The 4,293-nt window shown below is 58.8% G+C and carries 7 protein-coding genes; 4 read left to right on the top strand and 3 right to left on the bottom strand.

The features are described from left to right. The coding region (locus EOA86_RS39570) for a hypothetical protein (RefSeq protein ID WP_206630118.1) at positions 1-223 on the bottom strand (223 nt) is incomplete at its 3' end. Between the two features lie 949 nt (positions 224-1,172). Between EOA86_RS39570 and EOA86_RS24285 the strand changes: the two genes are divergently transcribed. Further along, the gene (locus EOA86_RS24285) at positions 1,173-1,472 is read left to right on the top strand and encodes a DUF1236 domain-containing protein (protein WP_128343984.1); all 300 of its coding nucleotides are present in this window, start codon (positions 1,173-1,175) and stop codon (positions 1,470-1,472) included. Between the two features lie 75 nt (positions 1,473-1,547). Continuing rightward, positions 1,548-1,748, top strand: coding sequence for a hypothetical protein (locus EOA86_RS24280; RefSeq protein ID WP_123150929.1), 201 nt, complete (start codon positions 1,548-1,550; stop codon positions 1,746-1,748). A gap of 58 nt (positions 1,749-1,806) precedes the next feature. Here the strand turns inward: EOA86_RS24280 and EOA86_RS38850 are convergent, their stop codons facing one another. Together EOA86_RS38850 and EOA86_RS24270 are read right to left on the bottom strand one after the other, a co-directional pair. Next, a complete protein-coding gene (locus EOA86_RS38850; RefSeq protein ID WP_164891941.1) occupies positions 1,807-1,971 on the bottom strand; it encodes a hypothetical protein in 165 nt (54 codons plus the stop codon). Positions 1,972-2,050: 79 nt separating this feature from the next. Beyond that, positions 2,051-3,343, bottom strand: a complete 1,293-nt coding sequence (locus tag EOA86_RS24270) for an Nramp family divalent metal transporter (RefSeq protein ID WP_065008984.1) — start codon at positions 3,341-3,343, stop codon at positions 2,051-2,053. Between the two features lie 87 nt (positions 3,344-3,430). Between EOA86_RS24270 and EOA86_RS38845 the strand changes: the two genes are divergently transcribed. Together EOA86_RS38845 and EOA86_RS24265 are read left to right on the top strand one after the other, a co-directional pair. After that, positions 3,431-3,634, top strand: a complete 204-nt coding sequence (locus tag EOA86_RS38845) for a hypothetical protein (RefSeq protein WP_164891940.1) — start codon at positions 3,431-3,433, stop codon at positions 3,632-3,634. A 251-nt stretch (positions 3,635-3,885) separates the two neighbouring features. After that, the coding region (locus EOA86_RS24265; RefSeq protein WP_281035690.1) for an SLC13 family permease at positions 3,886-4,293 on the top strand (408 nt) is incomplete at its 3' end.

Genomic DNA, 4,293 nt, shown 5'->3' with positions numbered 1-4,293 from the left:
GCGAGATCAGTGTCCCCTCCCGATCAAGACCGGGGTGAAGCACTTGCGCGGCAAGAACGATCTTTGGCACGCTCGCTTCCAAGGCTTTGGGAAGACTAGGTGCGGCGCGACATCCGGGCGCCGTTGCCGGGAGATCAGCGCACATCGTGCTCCTGCCCATCAAGGAAGGGGACATGAGAAAGCCTCTAGCGCTCATCTCTGAGGACGAGCCGATGATCGTCATCGAATATCGAGACGTCACTCAGAGAGGCTGGCTTTGCGGTGGCCTCAGAGCCAAGTTGCAATCGTGCACGACAAATTTCGGCCCTTGTTGAGCCTGACGTCGTCATCCTGGACGTGCTCTTGCAGCTGCATCAGCTCTTCGGTTGCTGAAGAACTCGTGGCCCGTTAATATCCCTTTTTAATTTATAGTGCCACGGACATCGAGGCCCGCGGTAGGCCTCAAGGCCGGTACTTTTGTCGCGAAACCTGCGGACGAATCCGTGTTTGTAGCTTTGGCGGATTCCATGGCTAGGGCATCCACGGCTGCGAGAACGCTTCGGGAAAGTAAAGACGGGTGAGTGCTCTAAAATCCGGTGTCAGAAACTCAAAACCGCGCGACCGGCTACACCGAAGGCATAAATACGCGACGAACCGCGCTGTGCCCCGGCATGAGGCTCCACATCAGGCATCTCCGTGGCGAGGAAGAGCTGCGCCACGCCTCGGTGCTGGGCTCCAGCGACGACGACGCCTCAATCGCGCTCGCTCGGACCACCCGCCAAATCGAGGAATGGCGGGTGGTCCTTTATCAGCGCAGGAAGGGACTTAGCTGCGCAGATCTCAATTTCGTTCTTCGGTCCAATCGTCAACATCAGATTGTTCCTAGCTAACGACCATTCCCATCACCAGGAACGCGATGGAGACGGCGAAGACCGGAGCGAGTAACCAGCGGGCTTGGTGGACGCTATTCTCCATGGGCTCCTCCCGTGAACTCACAGCGAGCAACTACTGCGAGCAGCGGCAGTTCCGGGTGGCGCGATGTCAGGGCTATTACGCGAAAACAGGTGAGACTTAGGTCCCGTCTGGATCAGACCGAAGCCCAACCAGGGAACGTTTGCGACTGCCTGAGGTTTAGTGAGCCTGGCGCTAAGGCGGTGCCGTTGAGCGCACAGAGTTCACATGAGGAGGCACTTATGAGAATGCGTCTTTCCACTGCAGCCGCAGGATTTCTGCTGCTGGCAGGTATCGGCGCCGCTGCTGCTCAGGACGTAGTCATCGAGCCTGAACAGGAGACGGTCATCAGGGAATATGTCAAGAAGCAGCCGCTAGCATCGGTGAAAATCCCTGGAGTGGAGCTCAATATCGGCTCAACCCTGCCCGAGACGGTCGAGCTTCATGAAGTCCCCGACACAAAATACCGCACCGTGGTGGTCGACAACCGGACCGTTGTCGTTGACCCGGGCACACGCAAGATCATCAAAGTCATAGAATGACCAAAGCGACTGGGAGGACAGCCCGCCGTGCCGAAAGGTGCGGCGGGAAGTCAAGCGACGAGGAATGTGATCACCATGTCGAACCGTGAGATTGGAGCGTCCCAGGCGCTGCGAATGCGCGTGGCCGACCTCAATGAGAGGATGCGCGGCGCCCGGATTACCGAGAGTGAACTGAAGACCTTTCGCAAGGTCGCAGCCGTCATGGAGGGCGGCAAGGGCAGAATCGATGCCGACGATTTAATTGCCGCTTCCTTCGTCGTGGAGACGCTGGACTAACCAAGCTGCCTCAAAACTCTCCAGAATGCGAAGTGCTGCAATGTCCCTCTCTCCCAGCCTATTCTCTGTTGGCCTGACTTTCCAATGCCCGCAGTGCAACTTCACCGTCATCAAGAATGGCAGCTGGTTTCAGGTCGTTTCCCATTACAGGTGCGACGGATGCGGACGCGAGATCCGGATTACCTATCCCGACAAGATTGCGATTTTCCAGAAGCACGCGCACTTGGCCACGCCGCCCCGGGAGCACGGTAGAGACGTGTGAGCTCGAATTGCCGGGGTATGGCGCGAGCGTCATGGTGACCTTAGATAAACCAGGTCGCTACCAGCCCTAAAGAGGCGGAAAAGATTGCGATCGTAGTAGCCCATCCCAGAGCGTTGGTAGTGCGGCTGTTGACCTTGTCTCCCATGATCCGCGGGTTGTTCGTCATTAGCATGATAAGAAGAAGCAGTGGCGGCGTAGAAAAGCCCTGCACGATGCCGGACCAGACGAGCGCCTTCATCGGGTTGAAACCCAGGAAATTCAGGCCGACAGCAATCAGCGTGAAGGCGCCGATCGCGATGTAGAACTTTGGCGCCTCACGCGGCTTGGCATGAAGACTGTGCTTCCATCCAACTGCCTGTGCCAGATCGTATGCCGCACCTGTCGTCATGACCGGAACGGCAAGGAACCCGACCCCGATCACGCCGGCAGCGAACAGTACGCCAGCGGCTGCACCAGCGAGCGGCTTGAGAGCTTCGGCTGCTTGAGCGGCGGTCTCTACGTCGTGCTCGCCGGCTTCATAGAGCGTAGACCCTGTCGACAGGATGATGAAGTACATGATGAGATTGGAAAAGATCATGCCGATCAGGATATCGCGGCGGGAGCGGCGCAGTTCACCGTCCGTGGCACCCTTGCGCTCCTTCAGCGTCGTTCTCCCCTCGGCAATCTCTTCCTCCACCTCCTCATTCGACTGCCAGGTGTAGAGGTACGCTGAAAGGGTGGTGCCGATGATAGCCACCAGAATGGACAGGAACTCGCGGCTGAACTCGATCTTCGGAACAAGGGTGCCCCACAGCACGGCTGCCGCATCCGGCTTCGCCATGATGGCTGAGCCGACATAGGCAAGCAGGGCCAGCGCGAGCCAGCGAAAGATGTTACGAATGAGCGTGTAGGAGCCCCAAAGCTGGAGAGCAAAGATCGCGGCCGCGACTACGATCACAATGAGGGGGATCGGAACAGGAAGGAAGATGTTGATGGATGCAGCCATGCCGCCGAGATCGGCGGCTGCTTCGATAGTGTTGCCGATCAGCACGCCCACAAGAACAGCCCAGAGCAGCCACCGTGGGTAGAAGTCCTTGATCGCATGAAAGAGGCCGCGGCCCGAAACCTGTCCAAGCTTCGACGAGAGATACACGACAGTGTACATCATCGGCAGCGTTACAGGAGCGGTCCAAAGCAGGTCTGGGCCAAAGCGCGCGCCGGCACTAGCATAGGTACCGATGGCCGAGCAGTCGTCGTCAGCAGCGCCGGTGATAAGGCCGAGTCCAAGTGCTCGTCCGATGCCGTCCTTCTTGTCTTCCTGTGGTGAAGTGGCGTTAGGATCGCGCTGCGTCATTGCGGCCACGCCGCGCTAAGAGCGTAAGGCGCAAGCACGACCGAAACGTCGAGAACAATTACCCAATAAATGTACCGCAGCACGGGAGTGGAACTCATTCCGGCAAACCTCTACCGCCGTTTCAACTCCGCAATCGGCTGCTTGTTCCAGCGTCAGTCGGGTGTTCAGCGCTCGCCTTGCCATGCCGAAGGCGCGTTCTTCGCTTTGCTGGTCGGCCTGCCCATAGGTGGAGACAGTCTCCATCCTCGCCATGATCGAGCCACGATTTCAATGAGCCTGGGCTTCTTCTAAGCCTTCATCTTCGACGGAAGCATACCCAGCGTTTTACGAGAAACTCTGCTGGTGTGATTGTCTGGATGAGTTGGCCGATGGTGCGCCAGTCCCTCCGATGGTTCGACGCTGTGCGCGTCGCATCAATGTTTGATATTGCCAAGGCTTGCCCGATCGGATTGAGCTCGGGTGAGTATGGCGGCAGGAATCATAGCTTGCGCCGGCTACCGTTATGGCGGGGCAGGGCGGATCTGAACGGGGCTTTCCCACGAATGACATTGATGGGTGCGGCGGCACTGCTGATCCTGATCCTGACCTATGCCGGCGTTGCCATCGGCAGGATCCCCGGCTTACGCCTTGACCGGGCAGGCGTTGCACTGCTCGGTGGTGCGGCGATGATCGCCATCGGCGCGCTCAGCCTGGAGGACGCCTACCGCGCCATCAATTTCGACACCATCACGCTGCTGCTCGGCATGATGATCGTCGTCGCGCATCTGAAGGTATCGGGCGCCTTTCGCGCACTCGGCGCCGTTGCCATCGAGCACGCACATGCGCCGTTTATGCTGCTGCTGATGGTGACGCTGCTGACCGGCGTCCTGTCAGCCTTCCTGGTCAACGACGCGATCTGCCTGGTCATGGCGCCGATCGTCGTCCACGTCACCCGGGTCATCAACCGCAAC

It is taken from the genome of Mesorhizobium sp. M5C.F.Ca.IN.020.32.2.1 (assembly GCF_004023105.1).
Classification (GTDB): Bacteria; Pseudomonadota; Alphaproteobacteria; order Rhizobiales; family Rhizobiaceae; genus Mesorhizobium; species Mesorhizobium wenxiniae.
The sequence above is the reverse complement of the archived record's forward strand: the minus strand, read 5'-3'. Positions and strand labels throughout refer to the sequence as shown.

Coding starts and splice junctions, on each gene's coding strand:
- EOA86_RS24285 (WP_128343984.1), top strand. CDS start 1,173: ATGAGAATGCGTCTTTCCACTGCAGCCGCAGGATTTCTGCTGCTGGCA.
- EOA86_RS24280 (WP_123150929.1), top strand. CDS start 1,548: ATGTCGAACCGTGAGATTGGAGCGTCCCAGGCGCTGCGAATGCGCGTG.
- EOA86_RS24270 (WP_065008984.1), bottom strand. CDS start 3,343: ATGACGCAGCGCGATCCTAACGCCACTTCACCACAGGAAGACAAGAAG.